The following is a 20464-nucleotide window of genomic DNA, read 5'->3' on the forward strand; positions in this document are numbered from 1 at the left end:
GGGCTTTCGGGGGCGGTGGCCGCGAGAGCCGCTACCGATGTGGGTTGTCGTGGCGCCGGCGACGGGCGAGGTGGGCGCCGGCCCCGATCAGCAGCGAGACGACGATGATCGCGCCTCCTACCACGCCCCGGCTGGGGACGGGGAACGGCCGGTCGAGCTCCACCCGGCCGGTCGCTGCGATCGGTCCGGAAGCGGCGGCGGGCCGGGGCGTGCCGGAGGCGGGGGCCTCGGTGGTGTGCAGCGCCGTCGTGGGCTCCCCGGTGGCCGGATCAAGGGCCGGACCCGTGGCCGTGACCGGCGCGTCGCGAAGTGTCTTCGGGGCAATGGCCTCGCCCGGGCTCACGAGCCGGCCGACGGGGTTCACGCGCTCGGCGTTGGCGAAGCCCCAGTCGAGCAGGGCTGCGGTCGACTTCCACGACCCGGTCGTGCTGCCCATCTGGGTCACGATGAGGGTGCGACCGTGGCGCTCGGCGGCCCCGACGAACGTGTGCTGGGCCCGGTTGGTCCGGCCGGGCTTGACGCCGATGGCGCCGGGGTAGTTCCCCAGCAGCCGGTTGATGTTGGGGATGTGGAAGGGCCGGTACACCTGCCCGGTCCGCCTGCTCGTGCCGCCGGGGAAGACGGCGTCGCGCATGGAGACGTACTTGCGGAAGTCGGGTAGCGCCATCGCCGCCCGACCGATGAGCGCGAGGTCGTAGGCGCTGGAGTGCTGGCCGGGCTCGTCGAGCCCGCTCGGGTCGAGGGCCAGGGTGTCGAAGGCGCCCACCCGCCGGGCCTCGGCGTTCATCAGGGCCAGGGTCTTGTCGTAACCGCCGCCGGCGTCGGCCAGGCCGTAGGCCGCGTCGTTGGCCGAGAGCATCAGCATCGCCTCGAAGAGGGACCGCACCGGGTAGGGGTTGCCCGGGATCATGCCGGCGCGGGTGCCGTTCGCGGCGACCTGCTCGTCGGTCGCGACGAGGACCTGCTTCGGGTCGAGACGCGGGATCAGGGTTAGCGCGGTAAGCGTCTTCAGGGTGCTCGCGGGCCGCAGCCAGGCGTGGGGTGACTTCGCGGCCAGGATCTCCCCGGTGTCGAGGTCGGCCAGGACGTAGGAGACGTCACCGACCGTCGGGAGGTCAGGCACGCCGGGTCCGGCCTGAACGATGACGCCGGACCGCGCCAGCAGCGGGCCACCTACGACGGTGTCCGGGTCCCAAGCGATGTGGTGGAACGGCTTGGGCGGTGCGTTCCGGCACTGCGGCACCCCGTCCGTCGGGGAAGCCGAACGGGAGGAGACCCGCGGGACGAGGGTGACCGTCTGCCACTCCTGGCACGACGGCGTCGGATGCGCGGCGGCGGGGGAGGCGCCGCGCGCCATCGCCTTGGAGCCCACGACAGCGGCGGGCGCGGCCCGAGCGAGCGCCGGCTGAGCGGCATACCCGAGCGTGACGACGAGGGCGAGCGACGCTGCCCAGCACGCCACCTTGTACCGGCCACGCGTCGTCGACACCCGGGTCACCATGCCCGACACCCGGTGCGGCTGCTCAGGTCATCTGCCGGAGCGCATGCCGCAGGTCTATGTTCAGCTGGTTGATCGCGTCCTGCTGGATCTCCTTGGGACACGCCAGCGTGCACTCGCCGATGTTGGTGCACCCGCCGAAGCCCTCCGCGTCCATCTGGCTGACCATCTTGACGACCCGGGCGTTGCGCTCGGGCTGGCCCTGGGGGAACTCGCCGAGGTGGGCGACCTTGGCCCCGACGAAGAGCATCGCCGACGCGTTGGGGCAGGCCGCGACGCAGGCGCCGCAGCCGATGCACTTGGACATCTCGAAGGCGCGGTCGGCCTTGGGCTTGGGCACGGGCACCGAGTGGGCCTCGGGCGCCGCGCCGGTGTTGACGGAGATAAAGCCACCCGCCTGGATGATGCGGTCGAAGGCGGACCGGTCGACCACGAGGTCCTTGATCACCGGGAAGGCCTGGGCCCGCCACGGCTCGACCGTGATGACGTCGCCGTCGTGGAACGAGCGCATGTGCAGCTGGCAGGTCGTGGTGACCTCGGGACCGTGAGCCTGGCCGGAGATCATCAGCCCGCACATGCCGCAGATGCCCTCCCGGCAGTCGGAGTCGAAGGCGATCGGCTCCTCGCCCTTGTCGTTGAGCTGCTCGTTGAGCACGTCGAGCATCTCCAGGAAGGACATGTCGGGGGAGATGTCGGCCACCTGGTAGGTGACCATCTCGCCGGGAGCCTTGGGCCCCGACTGCCGCCAGATCTTCAGGGTCAGGTTCATGCCACTCACTTGTAGCTCCGCTGCTTCAACTCGATGGCCGTGTAGACGAGGTCCTCCTTGTGCAGGACCGGTTTGTCGCCCTCGCCGGTGAACTCCCAGGCCGCGACGTACAGGTACTCGTTGTCGTCGCGCAGCGCCTCACCGTCCTCGGTCTGTGACTCGGACCGGAAGTGGCAGCCGCACGACTCGCGACGGTGCAGCGCGTCGATGCACATCAGCTCGCCCAGCTCGAGGAAGTCGGCGACCCGTCCGGCCTTCTCGAGGCTCTGGTTGAGGTTGTCCGCCGAGCCGAGCACCCGGACGTTGCGCCAGTACTCGTCGCGCAGGGCGCGGATGAGGTCGATGGCCTTGAGCAGGCCCTCCTCGTTGCGCTCCATCCCGCAGTACTCCCACATGATGTGGCCGAGCTCCTTGTGGAACGAGTCGACCGACCGCTCGCCCTGGACGGCCAGCAGCCGCGCGATCCGCTCCTCGACCTGGGCCCGGGCCGCCAGGACCTCGGGGGCGTCCTCGGCGACCTCGGGGTAGGGGCCGTTGGCGAGGTAGTCGCGGATCGTGTTGGGCAGCACGAAGTACCCGTCGGCAAGGCACTGCATGAGCGAGGAGGCGCCGAGCCGGTTGGCCCCGTGGTCGGAGAAGTTCGCCTCGCCCGCCGCGAAGAGACCGGGGATGGTCGTCTCGAGGTCGTAGTCGACCCACAGGCCGCCCATCTGGTAGTGCACCGCGGGGTAGATCCGCATGGGGACCTCGTACGGGCTCTCGCCCGTGATCCGCTTGTACATGTCGAAGAGGTTGCCGTACTTCTCGGCGACGGCCTCCTTGGACAGTCGCTTCAGGGCGCTGGCGAAGTCGAGGTAGACGCCGCGGCGGAAGTCTCCGACCATCGGGCCGACGCCGCGGCCCTCGTCGCACACGTTCTTGGCCTGGCGCGAGGCGATGTCGCGTGGTACCAGGTTGCCGAAGCTCGGGTAGATCCGCTCGAGGTAGTAGTCGCGGTCCTCGTCCGGGATCTGGCGTGGGTCCTTGTCGCAGTCCTCGCGGCGCTTCGGCACCCAGATGCGGCCGTCGTTGCGCAGCGACTCGGACATCAGCGTCAGCTTGGACTGGTAGTCGCCGGAGACCGGGATGCAGGTGGGGTGGATCTGCGTGTAGCACGGGTTGCCGAAGTAGGCGCCCTTGCGGTGCGCCCGCCAGATCGCCGTCGCGTTGCAGCCCATCGCGTTGGTCGACAGGAAGTAGACGTTGCCGTAGCCGCCGCTGGCGAGCACGACCACGTCGGCCAGGTGCGTCTGGATCTCACCGGTCACCATGTCGCGGGCGATGATGCCGCGGGCCCGGCCGTCGACGACGACGAGCTCGAGCATCTCGTGCCTGGTGTACTGGGTGACCGTGCCGGCGCCGACCTGGCGCTCCATCGCCTGGTAGGCGCCGATGAGCAGCTGCTGGCCGGTCTGTCCAGCGGCGTAGAAGGTCCGGGCCACCTGGACGCCGCCGAACGAGCGGTTGTCGAGCAGGCCGCCGTACTCGCGCGCGAACGGCACACCCTGGGCTACGCACTGGTCGATGATGTTGGCGCTGACCTCGGCGAGCCGGTAGACGTTCGACTCGCGCGAGCGGTAGTCGGCGCCCTTGACGGTGTCGTAGAAGAGCCGGTAGACCGAGTCGCCGTCGTCGTTGTAGTTCTTCGCCGCGTTGATGCCGCCCTGGGCGGCGATCGAGTGGGCCCGGCGGGGGGAGTCCTGGTAGCAGAACGACTTCACGTGGTAGCCGGCCTCGCCGAGCGTGGCCGCCGCCGAGGCACCGGCCAGTCCGGTGCCGACGATGATGACGGTCAGCTTGCGCCGGTTGGTCGGGTTGACGAGCCGGCCGTCGAACTTGTGCTGCTCCCACATCTGCGCGACGGCGACGTCGGGCGCCTTCGTGTCGGCGATCGGGTCACCCTCGGTGTAGAGGCCGTGGATCGGGCCGGGGACGACTCCGGAGGTGTCTGGGGTGGCAGTCATGGATCAGCCCTTCAGGACGCCGGACAGGATGAGCAGGGGCGGCAGGATGAAGCCCACGCTGATGATGACGGACAGCACGTGCGCGGTCCCCTTCCACCCCCGTCGGGCGCGGGCGGTGTTGGCCCAGCCGAGGGTCTGCGATGCGCTCCAGATGCCGTGGTAGAGGTGCAGGCCCAGCGCGATGATCGCGAGGATGTAGATCACCGCGACCCACCAGACCTGGAAGCTCGAGACCAGCAGCCGGCCGATGCTGCCGTCGGTGGCCTCGGGCCCGACGTTGAACTTCACCCAGGTGAACTGGAACAGGTGGAACAGGATGAACAGGGCGATCGCGACGCCGCCCCAGCGCATCCAACCGGTCTTGAGCGAGCGTCTGGCCGCCTGCTTGGCGACATAGCGGGTCGGGCGGGCGTGGTGAGCCCGGCTCCACAGGTAGAACGCACTGTAGATGTGGAAGAGGATGCAGACGATCACGACGATGCGGATGATCCACAATGCGCCGCCGTAGGGCAGGATCGGCTCGCCCATCGTGCGCAGATGGTGGGCGTACTCGTCGAAGGCGGCCGTCCCACCGAAGATCTTGAGGTTGCCGTACATGTGGGCGAGGAGCCAGAGCACGAAGATGACGCCGGTCACCGCCATCAGGATCTTCATGAAGACGGTCGTGCGGCTCGCGCGTGCCTGTCTTGTCAGGGCGGAAGTATTCGTGGCCACCAGCGCACCATATCGCCGTGCTCAGGAGGACCCCATCCTACTCACCAGTAACCCGTGCGTGTCTCGTGGGGTCCCGCCTCGCGAGACGGTACCCGCCCCGTCCACACGTAATTGTCGATTCCTGCAAACTGCTCCATGAATCACAACCGGTCGCTAACCTGACCCAGTTGCGTCAAACGAAGGACAGACATGACTTCACAGGATCTCCCGCCGATCACGCCCGAGCCCGTCGTGCCGGGCATGACCTCGGGGGCGGCCTTCCCGCCCGCGCCGGAGGGATCGGCGCCCACGGGCTACTGGGGCGCCCCTCCCGTCACTCCCGGGTGGGACCAACCGCCGAGCGGTCCTGCCGGGAGGGTCCGTTCGACCGGCCTGTCGATTCTCCTGTATGTCGTCACGCTGGGCATCTACGGCTGGGTCTGGTGGTACCAGACGCACGAGGAGATGAAGCGTCACACCGGCCAGGGCATCGGTGGAGCCGTCGCCCTCATCCTGGCGGTCTTCGTCCCGGTCGTGAACGCGTTCCTCACCCCGGCCGAGGTCGCCAACCTCTACGAACGCCGTGGGCAGCATCCTCCCGTCAGCGCCATCACCGGCCTCTGGAGTGCGATCGGCTGGATCATCCTCGTGGGTCCCATCGTGTGGTTCGTCAAGACCAACAATGCACTCAACGACTACTGGCGCTCGCTCGGCGCGCCGGGCTGACAAGGTGCCCGGGCGGCGCCGTACCTCTACCCTGTGCTCGTGAGGATCACCGTCGTCGGCCTCGGGTACGTGGGCCTGTCCAATGCCGCCATCCTGGGCAAGAACCACCGGGTCGTCGCACTCGACCGCGACCCCGACCGGGTCCGGGACGTCAACGAGGGACGCTCGACGGTCGTCGACGCCGAGCTCGAACAGAGTCTGGCCGGCGGCGGCCTGGACCTGCGGGCGACGCTCGACCCCGCGGACGCCTACCGCGACGCCGACTACGTCGTCATCGCAACGCCGACCGACTACGACCCGAACACGGACTTCTTCGACACCTCGTCGGTCGAGTCGGTGATCGACGACGCGGTGGCCCACTGCCCGACCGCGACGATCGTCATCAAGTCGACGGTGCCGGTCGGCTTCACCCGGCGGATGCAGGCCGGGCACCCGGGCGCCTCGATCGTCTTCTCGCCGGAGTTCCTGCGTGAGGGACACGCCCTGTGGGACAACCTGCACCCGAGCCGGATCATCGTCGGCGACACGACCGCCGAGGCCAAGCAGTTCGCCGAGCTGCTGGTCGAGGGTGCCGACGGCGACGACATCCCGGTGCTGTTCACCCAGCCGACCGAGGCCGAGGCGATCAAGCTGTTCGCCAACACCTACCTCGCGATGCGCGTGGCCTACTTCAACGAGCTGGACACGTATGCCGCTCGGCACGGGCTCGACACGAAGGGGATCATCGAGGGGGTCGGGCTCGACCCACGGATCGGGAGGCACTACAACAACCCGTCGTTCGGGTACGGCGGGTACTGCCTGCCCAAGGACACCAAGCAGCTGCTGGCCAACTACCAGAACGTGCCGCAGCACCTGATCCAGGCGATCGTGGACAGCAACTCGACGCGCAAGGACTTCGTGGCCTTCGACATCCTCGACCGGCATCCTCGGGTCGTGGGGATGTACCGGCTGGTGATGAAGACCGGCTCGGATAACTTCCGCAGCTCCTCGATCCAGGGGATCATGAAGCGGATCAAGGCCAAGGGTGTCGAGGTCATCGTGTACGAGCCGACCCTGCACGACGACGAGTTCTTCCGCTCGCGGGTGGTCCGGGACCTGGACGAGTTCAAGCGCGCCGCCGATGTCATCGTCGCGAACCGGCACGCCGCCGAGCTGGCCGACGTGGCGGACAAGGTCTACACGCGCGACATCTACGGCCGCGACTGAACGCTCGACCCGGCCGCCCACCCGGCCCCGAGGCGGCGCCCGGCCAGCTCGGCGGCATACCGGACGGGCGGCTGTGCGGCACCCCCGCGGCAGGAACTACAAGATCGACCGACTTCCAGATAGGATGGAAGAAATCCTGTCATCGGTGTGTTATGCCGTATGTCTTACCGGGTAACGGGGTCCTAACAGAAGGAGTTTCTCATGCGAGTCCAGCCAGCACAGGTCCACGAGGTGCTTGCGAAGCACCTGCTCACCGACGGGTTCAAGCTCGTCTTCGATACCTCCAAGAGTCGTGACTCGTGGTTGGTCGATGCCCGGACCGGGCAGTCCTACCTCGACCTCTACACGTTCTTCGCGTCCGCGCCGCTGGGGTCCAACCCGGCCGGGGTGGTGGACGACCCCGAGTTCCAGAGCCTGCTCGCGGAGGTCGCCTCGAACAAGCCGGCCAACTCCGACATCTACACCACCCACCTGGCCGAGTTCACCGAGACCTTCGCCCGGGTGCTGGGCGACCCGGCGCTGCCGCACCTGTTCTTCGTCGAGGGTGGCGCCCTCGCCGTCGAGAACGCGCTCAAGACCGCGTTCGACTGGAAGAGCCGCCGCAACGAGGCCGCCGGACGCTCCGCCGACCTCGGCACCCGGGTCATGCACCTGACCCGTGCCTTCCACGGCCGCAGCGGGTACACCATGTCGCTGACCAACACCGAGCCGGTCAAGGTCGCGCGCTACCCCAAGTTCGACTGGCCGCGGATCGACGTGCCCGCCATCACCTTCCCGCTGGAGGAGCACCTCGCCGAGGTCGAGGCCGCCGAGCAGCACGCGCTCGAGCAGGCCCGGGCGGCCTTCGAGGCCCACCCGCACGACATCGCCTGCTTCATCGCCGAGCCGATCCAGGGCGAGGGTGGCGACAACCACATGCGCCCCGAGTTCCTCCAGGCGATGCAGGCCCTGTGCCACGAGTACGACGCGCTCTTCGTCCTCGACGAGGTGCAGACCGGCGTCGGGCTGACCGGCACGCCGTGGGCCTACCAGCAGCTCGGCCTCGAACCGGACATCGTCGCCTTCGCCAAGAAGACGCAGGTCGGCGGGATCATGGCCGGCCGTCGGGTCGACGAGGTCGCCGACAACGTCTTCCACGTCTCGAGCCGGATCAACTCCACCTGGGGTGGCGGGCTGTCCGACATGGTGCGCTCCCGCCGGATCCTCGAGATCATCGAGCGCGACGGGCTGTTCGCCCACGCGGCGCGCACCGGGGAGTGGCTGAACGCCAGGCTGCTCGAGCTGCAGGGCCGCCACTCCGGCGTCATCTCCAACACGCGCGGTCGCGGTCTCATGTGTGCCTTCGACCTGCCCACCGGGGAGGTCCGCGACACCACGCTGCGTAGGCTGCGCGACGAGGGTCGCGTGCTCGCCCTCGCCAGCGGCGAGCGGGCGATCCGCTTCCGCCCGGCCCTGAACGTGACGCAGGAGGACCTCGAGTTCGGGCTGTCCGCGATCGACCGGATCGTCGCGAGCCTCTGACACCCCACCTTCACAAGCTGACCAAGGAAACACACATGGAACGCAACGTCGCCTCCGTCATCAACGGCCGTCCCGTCGACGGCGCCCCCGGTGGTCGGATGACCATCGTCAACCCCGCGCACACGGACGAGGTCGTCGCCGAGGTCGCCCTCGGCGACGCCGACACGTTCGTCGCCGCGGCCCGTGCCGCCAAGGATGCCCAACAGGCCTGGGCCGACGTGCCCGCACCGGTCCGCGGACGGGCCATCGCCCACATCGGGCGCATCGTCGAGGCCAACCAGGACGCACTCGCCCGGATCGTCACCCGCGAGATCGGCAAGCCGCACGTCGAGGCCCTCGGCGAGGTCCGCGAGATCATCGACACCTGCGACTTCTTCCTCGGTGAGGGTCGCCGGCTCTACGGGCAGACCGTGCCCTCCGAGGTGCCGGACAAGAACCTGTTCACCTTCCGGGAGCCGGTCGGCGTCGTGTCGGTCATCACGGCCGGCAACTTCCCGGTGGCCGTGCCGTCGTGGTATCTCGTCCCTGCTCTGCTGACGGGCAACACCGTGGTGTGGAAGCCGGCGGAGTATGCCGCCGCCTCGGCACGCGCTCTGGTCGAGCTCTTCCACGCCGGCGGGCTTCCGGAAGGCGCGCTGCAGCTCGTCCTCACGGACGGCGAGCAGACCTTCGCCGGGCTGGAGAAGGCGCTCGACGCCGGGCTGGTCAACAAGGTCGGCTTCACCGGGTCGAGCGTGGTCGGGGCGCGCATCGGCGAGCTCACCGGCCGGCACGTCCAGTCCGCCTGCCTCGAGCTCGGTGGCAAGAACCCGCTGGTCGTCACCCCGAGTGCCGACCTCGACCTCGCGGTCGAGGGCGCGCTCTTCTCGGGGTTCGGCACCGCCGGCCAGCGATGCACCTCGCTCGGGACCGTCATCGTCCACGAGTCGGTGCACGACGAGTTCTTGCGTCGCTACGACGCTGCCGTCGAGGATGCCGCGATCGGCGACCCGAAGCAGGACGTCCTCTACGGCCCGATGCTCTCGAAGAAGTTCGCCGACCGGTTCGAGGACTACCTCGACTGGGTGCAGCCGCACCAGAAGGTGCTCGGGTCGACCTCGACCGGCCGGATCACGAGCGCGAACCCACGCAAGGGGTTCGTCGGTGACCCCGACGCCGGGCTGTACTACCACCCGGTGATCGTCGACGGGTTGCAGCCCGACGACCGGATCTTCCTGGAGGAGACCTTCGGGCCACTGGTCGGCGTGACGACGTACCGCGACCTGGACGAGGCGATCGCGCTGGCCAACCGGCCCGGTTACGGCCTGTCGAGCTCGATCTACACCACGGACCCGAAGGAGGTCTTCCGCTTCCGGCGCGGCGTCAGTGCCGGGATGGTCAGCGTGAACAACTCCACCTCCGGCGCCGAGGCGCACCTGCCCTTCGGCGGCAACGGCAAGTCCGGCAACGGCAGCCGCCAGTCCGGGATGTGGGTGCTCGACCAGTTCACCCGGTGGCAGGCGGTCAACTGGGACTACTCCGGACGGCTGCAGAAGGCACAGATGGACGTCGTGGACCTGACTCCCGACGAGTCCTTCCGGCTCGACGCACTGGACGCATGAGTGGTCCGATCGGTCCGGCGGAGGTCGATGCGCACTTCCGCCGGGCCGTCGGCGCGCTCCCGGCCCGGAGCGCCCGCGACCTGCGGGACGTGGTGCGGGATGGCACCGGCCTGACCGGCGCCGAGGCGCTCGACCTGTTCGAGGCACAGACGACCAGCCGCCACCTCGACTTCGCGGCCCGGTCGATGCAGTCCCAGGGCCACGGCTTCTACACGATCGGGTCCTCAGGGCACGAGGCCAACGCCGCCGTTGCCGCCGTGCTGCGCCCCACCGACCCGGCACTGCTGCACTACCGGTCGGGCGCCTTCTACGTGGCCCGGGCCGCTCAGGTGCCGGGCCAGGACCCGGCCCGCGACGTGCTGCGCGGCGTCGCCGCGGCCTCCACCGAGCCGATCTCGGGCGGGCGTCACAAGGTGTTCGGCAACCACGAGCTCGCCGTCATCCCGCAGACCTCGACCATTGGCTCGCACCTGCCCCGTGCTCTCGGGGTGGCCTTCGCTATCGAGCGGGCGGGGCGACTCGGGCTCGAGTCGCTCTGGCCCGCAGACGCGGTCGTGGTCGCGAGCTTCGGGGACGCGTCCGCGAACCACTCGACGGTCACCGGCGCCATCGGCGCCGCCTGCCACCTGGTGCACCAGAAGCTGCCGCTGCCGCTGCTGCTGGTCTGCGAGGACAACGGGCTGGGGATCAGCGTGCGCAGCCCCCGCGACTGGATCCACGCGGCATACGGCGCCCGGCCCGGCCTGCGCTACCTCGCCGCGGACGGATCGGACCTCGCGGCCACCTACGACGCCGCCCGCGAGGCCGCCCGGTACGTGCGTGCGGAGCGCCGTCCGGTCTTCCTGCACCTGCACACGGTCCGGCTCATGGCGCACGCCGGCTCGGACGTCGAGGGTGCCTACCGGAGCCCCGACGAGCTGACCGCCGACCTCGAGCGAGACCCGCTCGTGGGGACCGCGCGGTTGCTCGTCGAGGCCGGGGCCGCCCGGCCCGAGGAGCTGCTCGCCCGCTACGAGGCGGTGGGCGCCCGAGTGGACCGGACGGCGGGTGAGGTCGCCCTGGAGCCGCACCTGTCCAGCGCCCACGAGGTGGTCGCACCGCTGGCTCCCCGTCACGCGGATCGTGTCGCGGTGGAGGCGGGTCGGCATGCCGGCGAGTCGGCCCGGCGGGCTGCCTTCGGTGGTCGGCTGCCGGAGAACGAGGCTCCGCTCACGCTGGCCCAGGCCATCAACCGAACCCTCGTGGACGAGCTGGCGCTACGCCCGGAGATGCTCGTCTTCGGCGAGGACGTCGCGGTCAAGGGCGGGGTCTACGGGGTCACTCGCGGGCTGCGCCGGGCGTTCGGGGCGGCGCGGGTCTTCGACACGATCCTGGACGAGCAGTCGGTCCTCGGGATCGGCCTGGGCACGGGGGTGTCCGGGATGCTGCCGGTCCCCGAGATCCAGTACCTGGCCTACCTGCACAACGCCGAGGACCAGGTGCGCGGAGAGGCGGCGACGCTCTCGTTCTTCTCCCTCGGCCAGTACACCAACCCGATGGTCGTGCGGATCGCCGGGCTCGGCTACCAGAAGGGGTTCGGGGGCCACTTCCACAACGACGACGCGGTGGGCGTGCTGCGCGACATCCCGGGTCTCGTGATCGCGGTCCCGGCACGGCCGGACGACGCGGCGGCCATGCTGCGCACGTGTCTCGCGGCCGCCCGGGTCGACGGCTCGGTGTGCGTGTTCCTCGAGCCGATCGCGCTCTACCACACCCGTGACCTGCACACCGACGGGGACGAACGGTGGCTCGCGCCGTACGTCTCGCCGGGCCGCTGGACGGAGCACCACGCGCCGCTCGGTGTCGCCCGCACGTATGGCGCCGGCGACGACCTCACGATCGTCACCTTCGGCAACGGGGTCCGGATGAGCCTGCGCGTCGCGGGCGACCTGGCGGTGTCCGGGGTCGGCTGCCGGGTCGTCGACCTGCGCTGGCTCGCACCGCTGCCGGTCGACGACCTGCTCCGGGAGGCCACGGCGACCGGGCGCGTACTGGTCGTCGACGAGACAAGACGCACCGGCGGGGTCTCCGAAGGTGTCGTGACCGCGCTCGTGGATGCCGGGTTCCAGGGGCAGATCGCCCGGGTGGCCAGCGCGGACAGCTTCGTCCCGCTCGGGGCTGCCGCGAACCTGGTCCTGCTCTCCGAGGAGACGATCCGGCACGCAGCCCGGGAGCTGCTGGCTCGTTCCTGACCCCGCAGTGCGCTGCTGTCGGTTGGGGTCTTGGTGTCTGGTGGGTTACTGGTTGACCAGCACGGCGCGGGCGTCGCGTACGGTGATGCGGGTGTCGGGCTGGCGGATGGTGACGGTGTCGGGCAGCGCGACCCGGTCGCTGCCGTTGACGCGGTAGTCGGCGCCGAGGGTGACGTCCAGGGTGGCGGTGAAGGTGCAGGCCCGAGCACCCGACGGCGCGGCGCGAGACCGGCTACTTCAGGGTGAAGGGCATCGTCGCGACGGCCGAGACGGAGCCGTCCTTCGGGCTGGTCTCGAACACCCGGACGACGTACTCGCCCGCAGGCAGCGCGCCGGTCGCGAACCGGTAGGCCCCGCGCTCGGGCGCCGCGATCGCCGCCGTCGTGTGGCCCGAGCCCACCTGCCGGCCGGCCCGCAGCAGCGTCCACTGGACGTTGGCCTCGAAGGTGCTCGCGGTGCCCGACACGTTGACCTTGCCGGGCTTGAGCTGCTGACCCCGGCTCGGCGCGTCGATCCAGATCGGTGAGAGGACCTCGTAGACCGCCATGTCGCCCGTCGGGCGGGTGTAGGTCTGGCCGGTCGTGAGGGCACCGGCCAGGGTGGTGGAGCCGTCGGCCAGGGTGAAGCGGACCGGCAGGTTGCCCTTGCCGACGGCGGCCGTGGCCGTCCAGACGAGCTGCTGCACGGCAATCCGGCTCTCGCTCTCGGTCAGGCCCGGCCGACCCGTCGACAGGGTCACTCGGATCTCCCCGGAGCTCACCGAGACCGCCTCGACCCGTACGCCCTGCCACAGCGCGCGGTAGGGCGCCCCGGCCGGGCCCTCCGCGACCGCCTTCTCGAGGGCAGCGCTCGCCTTCGCCGCCGCGTCGCCGGGCCGGTCGACATCGGCGCCGGTGAACTCGCGGAACAGCACGAGCTGCCCGGACCCAGAACCGGTGCGCGGCCCGACGAAGTAGACCGGCACGGTCTCGCGGGTGGTCACGACGGGCGCGGAGGTGTCGGTGCTCGGCGAGGTCGCGGTGCCCTGGGTCGGGCTCGTCGCCGTCCGCGGGGCGGTGGCCGTGGTGGGGGAGGCAGTCGATGGCGTGGTGGGCGTGGGCTGCCTGGCCACCCAGATGCCCACCGCCGCGATCGCCGCCAGGGCGGCGGCCGCCACGGGCAGCAGCCAGCGGTGGCGCCTCGACCCGACCGCGCCTGGGCCGCCGGCAGCGGACTCGGTGCCGTGCGCCTCGGCGAGGATGGCGTCCAGCCGGTCGTGCGGCTGGATGTGCCCGGCCTGGCGGTGCAGCTCGACGCGCAGGGAGTCCTCGACGTGGCGCAGGCCGGTACCGATCACGACGGGCTCGTCGTCGGGTCGCCCGTCCGGGTGGCGGTCGTCGGTGCTCATGACGGCTCCATCGTGGCTCGCAGGGTCGTGAGGGCCCGGTGGGCGTGTGCCTTGACCGAGCCGGGGGAGATGTCGAGGGTGTGGGCGATCTGGGCCTCCGAGAGATCCTCGTAGTAGCGCAGCACCAGCACCTCACGCTGCCGCTGGGGCAGCCGGTCGAGGGCCGCCAGCATCGTATGCCGCTCGGCCGCGGCCAGCGCGGCGCTCTCGGCGCTGTCGTGGCTGGCCCGCCCGGGTACGTCCGCGCCACCGGCCTCCGCGCGGTTCTGCCGGTCGACCACGACCGCGTGACGCTGCACCGAGCGGCACCGGTTGACGACGGCGGTCTGCAGGTAGGACACCACGCGGCCCGAGTCGCGGATCGAGCCCCACCTGCGATGGGTCGCGACGAACGCGTCCTGGACCGTGTCCTCGGCGACCGACTGGTCCCTGACCAGCAGCCAGGCCAGCCGGACGAGACGAGTCCAGTGGGCGGCATACAGCTCCGCGATGGCATCGTCGGCCTCGGAGCCCGGCGAACGCTCTCTGGTGGGCATGCCCAACGCTCTCACGACGTGTGGACGCACAGCGGGACCCACGCGTTGACGTGGCTCGCGCGGGGACGCAGCATCAGCTCGGTGAGGTCGCCAGAGCCCGACTGCGAGCTCGCGCACGTCTACGACCGAGATCTCGCACGAGGCGTTGCGTGTTGCGTGCGGTGTCGATGCGCACCCCCATCAGTCCTGCCGTGAGACTGCAGCCTTCGTCCCTTCGTCGCGCCTCGCCTGGTCTGTCGGTGGGTGGTCGTAGGGTGGCGACGACGCGCGAAGGAGGTGTCATGTCGTCCGTCCAGTCCCCCTTGATGGATGTCCCGTTGTCTGCTTTGGCCCAGGTGGAGCGCTACCCACACATGCGCTACATGGGATCGAAGTACCGCTTGGTTCCAACGCTTGCGCGTGTGTTCGAACAGGCGGGCGGCCGGACTGCCCTCGACCCCTTCGCTGGTTCGGGTGTCGTGTCGTACCTGTTGAAAGCTCAGGGGTACGCGGTCACCTCGGGTGACTACTTGAGCTTTCCTGTGACGCTCACGAAGGCCGTTTGCGCGAACCAGTCCCAGCGGCTGAGTGAGGCCGATGTGGCTCGAGTGGTCGAGGGCGGCAACTCTGACGGTCGGGACTTCATCTCACGTACATACAAGGGGCTGTTCTTCACCCCCGCTGACCTCCGCTTCTTGGATGCCGCCTGGTCACAGATCGACCGTCTTGACGGCTCGAAGCGGCACCTCGCCATCGCTTCCCTCGTACTCGCAGCAGCCCGAAAGCAACCGCGCGGCGTGTTCACGGTCACAGGTCTGCGCTATGACGATGGGCGCGCATCGCTTCATATCCCTCTTGCCGAACAGTTCGAGAACTGTGTCGAAGCATGGAACGGCGCTGTATTCGAGGGTGAGCGTTGCGATGCGGTTCAGGGCGATGTGAGCACGGCGCGGACGGGCGCTGACTTGGTCTATCTCGACCCGCCCTATGCGCCTCCTCGTGATGACAACGACTATGTGAAGCGTTACTGGTTCCTCGAGGGCTTGGCGACGTACTGGGACAACGGAACCGCGTCCGTGATGGCAGACACCAAGACGCGGAAGCTCCCAAAGCGTGCCACGCCGTTCGGGTCGAAACAGACCATCGGTACCGCACTGGCTGCAACGTTCGACAAGTTCAGCGATTCAACACTTGTCCTGTCATACGGCAGCAACGCCGTGCCTGACGTGGACACGCTTACGGGGATGCTGCGGGATGTGAAGGGCTCGGCGCCCGAGGTCATCGAGGTGGCTCACCGTTACCATTTCGGCACACACCGAGCGGCTGCTCGCCGTGAGGCGGTCGAGTATGTGCTGGTCGCCTCGTGAGCTGAAGACTTCGTGGGAGGCTGACGCATGCCCGCTGTGCCGTTCGAAGACTATGTGGCCTCGCTCGGCCGACTCACTGCAGTCAACGACCCGACGGCCCCAACTCCTGAGGCTGAGGACGTCAAGGACGCCGTTGCTTCCCTTGAGGCGTTGGACGCCGTCGACCGCGAATCCTTGGCGGCGTGGGTCCTCACCCATCCCGAGCAGACCTATGTGCTTGCGCTTGTTGTTGGCCTGAGCCGCGAGAAGATGAAGAACCACCTCCGCAACTGGTTCAACACAGCGAGTTGGAGGAAGGCGGCGCTTGGACAGAGTGCCGAGTTAGTGGAGAAGCTCGACGAAGAGTTCGACCTGGTGCGATTGCTCCGCACGCAACGTAACTTGACTTACACATTCGGGGATGTGCTGGTGGCTCGGGCGGGTACGCGAGCCACTGCGACAACAGCGGGACAGTCAGGGCGCAGGATTGAAGACGAGCTGGAGGCGATCGCACAGTCGTTGAAGTTGCCGTATGTTCCGCGTGCCCGCTTCGAGGGCCGCAACGGTCGCACTGCTCCTGCGGACCTCGCTGTACCTGGTACTGGTCGCGATTGCGTCATCGCCGTCGCGGCCAAGGGCTTTGATTCGACGGGCTCGAAACTGTCGGATGCGGTTCGCGAGATCGAGGAGATGGCGGACGCTCGGACAGGGGGACAGGTGGCATTGGCTGTGGTCGACGGCATCGGCTGGAAGGGTCGGATGGCCGATCTGAAGCGCATCTGGGGCCTGTGGGACACAGGCGAGATCGACGGCCTCTATACGCTCGCCACGCTGGACCAGTTCAGGACTGATCTCGCCAACTTTGCTTCATTGCGGGGCGTCGCTCGCTTGCCATGACTGTCCGGACGAACCCTGGTGAACCCCAGGGGGTCGGCAAAGTCGGCAGGCAGGGCGCTGACCTGCTGATTCGTGTGGGACAGGCGGGGGCAGGCGAGACGCATGTCGCTACCGGGCGGCTCCTCAGGCTTTCGCGGCGGGAACAGGGGTGCTGGCGGCGACGGCGGTCTCGCGGCTGGCTGCGGCGACCTCGTACCGCGCGATCACGACGCTGACGTGGAACCTGTGACCGGGACCACCGGCGCCGGCTCCACGTAGACTGGGCGGCAAATGAACGACGCCGATTCCGTGAGCTCCGACGCCCAGACCGAGTCCGTCCTCTCTCGTGAGATCCCGCCGCCGATCCAGATGGTCACCCTGCTCGGGCCGCGGGACGAGTTCCTGCGCACGCTCGAACGGGCCTTTCCGAACGTCGACACGCACGTGCGCGGCAACGAGATGACCTTCACCGGGCCACCTCGTGAGCTCGACATCGTCGACGACCTGCTCGACGAGCTCCTCGCGATCGTCGCGACCGGTCAGCCGCTCAACCGCGACGCCGTGGAGCGTTCGATCGCGATGCTGCGCAGCCAGACCAAGGAGCGGCCCGCCGACGTGCTGACGATGAACATCGTCAGCAACCGCGGCCGCACCATCCGGCCCAAGACCCTCGGGCAGAAGCGCTACGTCGATGCCATCGACGCGCACACCATCGTGTTCAGCATCGGCCCGGCCGGCACCGGCAAGACCTACCTCGCGATGGCCAAGGCGGTCGCGGCCCTGCAGGCCAAGCAGGTCAACCGGATCATCCTGACCCGCCCGGCAGTCGAGGCGGGGGAGCGGCTCGGCTTCCTGCCCGGCACCCTCAACGACAAGATCGACCCCTATTTGCGACCGCTCTACGACGCCCTGCACGACATGATCGCCCCCGAGACGATCCCGCGCCTCATGGCCTCGGGCACGATCGAGGTCGCGCCGCTGGCCTACATGCGGGGCCGCACGCTCAACGACGCCTTCATCATCCTCGACGAGGCCCAGAACACCTCCGGCGAGCAGATGAAGATGTTCCTCACCCGCCTCGGCTTCGGCTCGAAGATGGTCGTCACCGGTGACGTGACCCAGATCGACCTGCCGGGCAGCACCCGGTCCGGGCTGAACGAGGTGCGTCACATCCTGGAGGGCATCGAGGACGTCCACTTCACCGAGCTCACCTCGGTCGACGTCGTCCGGCACCGTCTGGTCAGCGAGATCGTCGACGCCTACGACCGCAACGACGCGCGGATCCGCAGACGACGCAAGCACGCCGAGCAGGACGGGCGCCGATGAGCGTCGACGTCCTCAACGAGACCGAGTTCGCCGTCGACGAGCTCGAGCTGCTCGACTGTGCGCGCTACGTCCTCACCCAGATGCGCGTGCACCCTGCCGCCGACCTCTGCATCACCCTGGTCGACGAGGCGGCGATGGAGACGCTGCACGTGCAGTGGATGGACCTTCCCGGCCCCACCGACGTGATGAGCTTCCCGATGGACGAGCTGCGACCCGGCGCCGAAGGGGAGGAGCCGACCGAGGGCAACCTCGGCGACGTCGTGCTCTGCCCCACCGTCGCCGCCCGTCAGGCGAGCGAGGCCGGCCACGCCCCGATCGAGGAGCTGCTGCTGCTCACGACGCACGGCATCCTGCACCTGCTCGGCTACGACCACGCCGAGCCGGACGAGGAGCGTGAGATGTTCGAGCTGCAACGCCAGCTGCTGCTCACCTTCCTCGCCACCCGCAACCGACCCGCCGGCTGACGTGACCCGTCATGCTGCCCGCACTCGTCATCCCGGCCGTCGTCAGCATCGCGATCGCGTTCTGCCTGTCGGCCGCCGAGGCCGCCCTCTTCCGGATGTCCCGGGTGCGGGCGCAGGAGCTGTTCGACGAGGGCCGGTTCGGGTCGAAGGCGCTGGTGCGGATCGTCCCGGACGCGTCGGTCTACCTCGCGGTCATCACGTTCCTACGGGTCGTCGCCGAGGCGACGGCTGCGGTGCTGGCCACCTTGGCGGTAGCCACCTGGCTCGATGACATCTGGCCGGCGGGACTGCTGGCGATCGCCATCATGGCCGTCGTGTCCTTCGTCGTCGTCGGGGTCTCACCGCGCACGCTCGGGCGCCAGCACTACGACACGGTTGCCCTGTGGGCGGCACCGTTCGCGGTGGCCCTGCGCACCGTGCTGGGACCGGTCGCCAAGGGGTTCATCGCCTTCGGCAACGCCGTGACCCCCGGCCGCGGGTATGCCGACGGCCCCTTCCAGACCGAGGCGGAGCTGCGGGACCTGCTGGACCGGGCCGGGGAGACCGACGTCCTGGAGGACGAGGAGCGGGAGATGATCCACTCGGTCTTCGAGCTCGGCGACACCGTCGCCCGGGCCGTCATGGTGCCCCGCACCGACATGCTGACGATCGAGCACACCAAGACCCTGCGCAGTGCGATGTCGCTGTTCCTGCGCAGCGGCTTCTCCCGGATCCCGGTCGTCGGCGAGGACTCCGACGACATCCGGGGCCTGCTGTACTTCAAGGACGTGGCCCGTCGCCTGAACGCGGCCCCGGAGGACGCCAAGCAGCCGGCCACCGAGGTGATGCGCCCGATGCACTTCGTCCCGGAGAGCAAGCCCGTCGACGACCTGCTGCGCGAGATGCAGCAGGAGCAGAGCCACTTCGCCATCGTCGTCGACGAGTACGGCGGCACCGCCGGCCTCGTGACGATCGAGGACATCATCGAGGAGATCGTCGGCGAGATCGCCGACGAGCACGACCGCGAGGCGCCCGGCGCGGAACCGCTCGCGGACGGGACCGTACGGGTCCCGGCCTCGATGGACATCGACGACCTCGCGGAGCTCTTCGACGTCGACATCGAGGACGAGGACGTCGACACCGTCGGGGGTCTGCTCACCAAGGCGATCGGCCGCGTGCCCATCACCGGCTCGACCGGCAGCGTCGGCGGGCTCGTCCTGACCGCCGAGCGGATGGCGGGCCGCCGGCACCGGGTCGCCACGGTCGTCGTGCAGCGAGCCGAGCCCCCGGCCGCTGCGGACCTGGTAGGTGACAAGGAGGAAGCCCATGGGCACTGACGTCACCGGGTCTGCCGGAGCCGATCCGGGAGGGGGCGAGGCGTTCGGGAGGCACGAGGTCATGGACGCTTCCTACCGGGCCGGCTTCGCCTGCCTCGTCGGGCGGCCCAACGCGGGCAAGTCGACCCTGACCAACGCCCTGGTCGGGCAGAAGGTCGCGATCACCTCGTCGAAGCCGCAGACCACGCGCCACACCATCCGCGGGGTTGCGACGACCGACCGTGCGCAGCTGGTCCTGGTCGACACCCCGGGTCTGCACAAGCCGCGCACCCTGCTCGGCGAACGCCTCAACGACCTCGTCCGCGCGACGCTCCTGGAGGTCGACGTCATCGGCTTCTGCCTGCCGGCCGACCAGCGCATCGGGCCGGGTGACACGTTCATCGCCAAGGACCTGACCGAGCTGCGCACCGTGCGCCGCCGGCCCGTCGTCGCGCTCGCCACCAAGACCGACCTGGTCGACCGGGAGCGGCTGGCCGAGCACCTGGTCGCGGCCGACCGGCTCGGTGACTGGGACGCCATCGTGCCGGTCTCCGCAGTGTCGGGGGAGCAGGTGGACGAGGTCCGCGAGGTCCTCTCGTCCTTCCTGCCGGTCTCGCCGCGCCTGTACCCCGACGGCGTGCTGACCGACGAGCCAGAGGCGGTCATGATCGCCGAGCTCGTCCGCGAGGCCGCGCTGGAGGGCGTCCGCGACGAGCTGCCGCACTCGCTGGCCGTCGTCGTCGAGGAGATGGTGCCGCGCGAGGACCGGCCGGCGGACAACCCGCTGCTGGACGTGCGCGTCAACGTCTACGTCGAGCGGCCGAGCCAGAAGGCGATCGTGATCGGTCGTGGCGGGTCCCGCCTGCGGGAGGTGGGCTCCACCGCGCGACGCGGCATCGAGGCACTGCTCGGGCAGCGGGTCTTCCTCGACCTGCACGTCAAGGTCGCCAAGGACTGGCAGCGCGACCCGAAGCAGCTGCAGCGCCTGGGCTTCTGAGCGGCCGGGC

At 69.5% G+C, this 20464-nt stretch carries 17 protein-coding genes; 11 read left to right on the forward strand and 6 right to left on the reverse strand.

Annotation, left to right across the window (positions count from 1 at the left end; all coding sequences use genetic code 11):
- Positions 1-31 precede the first annotated feature (31 nt).
- From WMI84_RS06400 to WMI84_RS06415, 4 genes are read right to left on the reverse strand one after another with little or no spacing between them, the layout of a single operon-like run.
- Complete coding sequence (locus tag WMI84_RS06400; protein WP_347351429.1) at positions 32-1489, reverse strand: hypothetical protein; 1458 nt, start codon at positions 1487-1489, stop codon at positions 32-34.
- A 34-nt stretch (positions 1490-1523) separates the two neighbouring features.
- Complete coding sequence (locus tag WMI84_RS06405) at positions 1524-2267, reverse strand: succinate dehydrogenase/fumarate reductase iron-sulfur subunit (protein WP_347351431.1); 744 nt, start codon at positions 2265-2267, stop codon at positions 1524-1526.
- Between the two features lie 5 nt (positions 2268-2272).
- Positions 2273-4270, reverse strand: coding sequence for a fumarate reductase/succinate dehydrogenase flavoprotein subunit (locus WMI84_RS06410; protein WP_347351432.1), 1998 nt, complete (start codon positions 4268-4270; stop codon positions 2273-2275).
- Positions 4271-4273: 3 nt separating this feature from the next.
- Positions 4274-4984, reverse strand: a complete 711-nt coding sequence (locus WMI84_RS06415) for a succinate dehydrogenase cytochrome b subunit (RefSeq protein ID WP_347351434.1) — start codon at positions 4982-4984, stop codon at positions 4274-4276.
- 189 nt (positions 4985-5173) lie between these two features.
- Here WMI84_RS06415 and WMI84_RS06420 point away from each other — a divergent pair, with 189 nt between their 5' ends.
- The 5 genes from WMI84_RS06420 to WMI84_RS06440 all read left to right on the forward strand — a co-directional run bounded on the left by WMI84_RS06420 (position 5174) and on the right by WMI84_RS06440 (position 12248).
- On the forward strand, positions 5174-5689 hold the full coding sequence (locus WMI84_RS06420; protein WP_347351436.1) for a DUF4234 domain-containing protein: 516 nt from the start codon (positions 5174-5176) through the stop codon (positions 5687-5689).
- Between the two features lie 39 nt (positions 5690-5728).
- Positions 5729-6895: a nucleotide sugar dehydrogenase gene (locus WMI84_RS06425; protein WP_347351438.1), complete on the forward strand. Its 1167-nt coding sequence runs from the start codon at positions 5729-5731 to the stop codon at positions 6893-6895.
- 201 nt (positions 6896-7096) lie between these two features.
- The gene (lat, locus tag WMI84_RS06430; protein ID WP_347351440.1) at positions 7097-8416 is read left to right on the forward strand and encodes an L-lysine 6-transaminase; all 1320 of its coding nucleotides are present in this window, start codon (positions 7097-7099) and stop codon (positions 8414-8416) included.
- Positions 8417-8451: 35 nt separating this feature from the next.
- Positions 8452-10017, forward strand: a complete 1566-nt coding sequence (locus WMI84_RS06435) for an aldehyde dehydrogenase family protein (RefSeq protein WP_347351441.1) — start codon at positions 8452-8454, stop codon at positions 10015-10017.
- Positions 10014-12248: a thiamine pyrophosphate-dependent enzyme gene (locus WMI84_RS06440; protein WP_347351443.1), complete on the forward strand. Its 2235-nt coding sequence runs from the start codon at positions 10014-10016 to the stop codon at positions 12246-12248. The genes WMI84_RS06435 and WMI84_RS06440 overlap by 4 nt, the downstream gene beginning before the upstream one ends.
- Before the next feature lie 232 nt (positions 12249-12480).
- Here WMI84_RS06440 and WMI84_RS06445 read toward each other — a convergent pair whose 3' ends face one another.
- Both WMI84_RS06445 and WMI84_RS06450 read right to left on the reverse strand, forming a co-directional pair.
- The gene (locus WMI84_RS06445; RefSeq protein ID WP_347351445.1) at positions 12481-13635 is read right to left on the reverse strand and encodes a Gmad2 immunoglobulin-like domain-containing protein; all 1155 of its coding nucleotides are present in this window, start codon (positions 13633-13635) and stop codon (positions 12481-12483) included.
- Positions 13632-14171, reverse strand: a complete 540-nt coding sequence (locus WMI84_RS06450) for a SigE family RNA polymerase sigma factor (protein ID WP_347351447.1) — start codon at positions 14169-14171, stop codon at positions 13632-13634. Before WMI84_RS06450 ends, WMI84_RS06445 begins: the two co-directional genes overlap by 4 nt.
- 281 nt (positions 14172-14452) lie before the next feature.
- On the opposite strand from WMI84_RS06450, the gene WMI84_RS06455 reads away from it, so the two are divergent.
- The 6 genes from WMI84_RS06455 (at position 14453) to era (ending at position 20454) form a co-directional block, all read left to right on the forward strand.
- The gene (locus WMI84_RS06455) at positions 14453-15517 is read left to right on the forward strand and encodes a DNA adenine methylase (RefSeq protein WP_347351448.1); all 1065 of its coding nucleotides are present in this window, start codon (positions 14453-14455) and stop codon (positions 15515-15517) included.
- A gap of 27 nt (positions 15518-15544) precedes the next feature.
- Positions 15545-16393 (forward strand): hypothetical protein, encoded by an 849-nt coding sequence (locus tag WMI84_RS06460; RefSeq protein ID WP_347351450.1) that lies wholly within the window; start codon positions 15545-15547, stop codon positions 16391-16393.
- Between the two features lie 270 nt (positions 16394-16663).
- Positions 16664-17698: a PhoH family protein gene (locus WMI84_RS06465; RefSeq protein WP_347351451.1), complete on the forward strand. Its 1035-nt coding sequence runs from the start codon at positions 16664-16666 to the stop codon at positions 17696-17698.
- A complete protein-coding gene (gene ybeY / locus WMI84_RS06470) occupies positions 17695-18162 on the forward strand; it encodes an rRNA maturation RNase YbeY (protein ID WP_347351453.1) in 468 nt (155 codons plus the stop codon). The genes WMI84_RS06465 and ybeY overlap by 4 nt, the downstream gene beginning before the upstream one ends.
- Before the next feature lie 11 nt (positions 18163-18173).
- Positions 18174-19478 carry a hemolysin family protein gene (locus tag WMI84_RS06475; RefSeq protein WP_347351455.1) on the forward strand — a complete coding sequence of 435 codons (1305 nt, stop codon included), beginning with the start codon at positions 18174-18176 and terminating at the stop codon, positions 19476-19478.
- 61 nt (positions 19479-19539) lie between these two features.
- Entirely contained in the window at positions 19540-20454 is a 915-nt protein-coding gene (gene era, locus WMI84_RS06480) for a GTPase Era (protein WP_347351468.1), read from the forward strand.
- Positions 20455-20464 lie beyond the last annotated feature (10 nt).

It is taken from the genome of Intrasporangium sp. (assembly GCF_039812505.1).
Classification (GTDB): domain Bacteria; phylum Actinomycetota; class Actinomycetes; order Actinomycetales; family Dermatophilaceae; genus Intrasporangium_A.